Source organism: Streptomyces beijiangensis (genome assembly GCF_017315755.1).
In the GTDB taxonomy this organism is placed as follows: domain Bacteria; phylum Actinomycetota; class Actinomycetes; order Streptomycetales; family Streptomycetaceae; genus Streptomyces; species Streptomyces beijiangensis.
In genome coordinates this window covers 1-208 of the sequence record NZ_JAFLRJ010000865.1, presented here as the reverse complement: position 1 = coordinate 208, position 208 = coordinate 1, and the positions used below count along the sequence as shown (strand labels likewise).

At 69.7% G+C, this 208-nt stretch carries 1 pseudogene; it reads left to right on the top strand.

Annotation, left to right across the window (positions count from 1 at the left end):
• Window positions 1-208 (top strand): annotated as a pseudogene (locus J0695_RS44720) (ammonium transporter); the annotation flags it as partial.

Here is a 208-nt window from a genome sequence, read left to right as displayed (position 1 = left end):
CGGGGTCGTGGGACTGGTCGGGGCGCTGGTGGTGGGGCTGGGCGCCGGTGTGCTCTGTTCGTACGCCGTCGGCTGGAAGTTCCGGCTGAACTACGACGACTCCCTCGACGTGGTCGGTGTGCACCTGGTCGGCGGGATCGTCGGGACGGTCCTGATCGGGCTGTTCGCGACCTCTTCGATGACGGGCGGCCGGGAGGGGCTGCTGTAC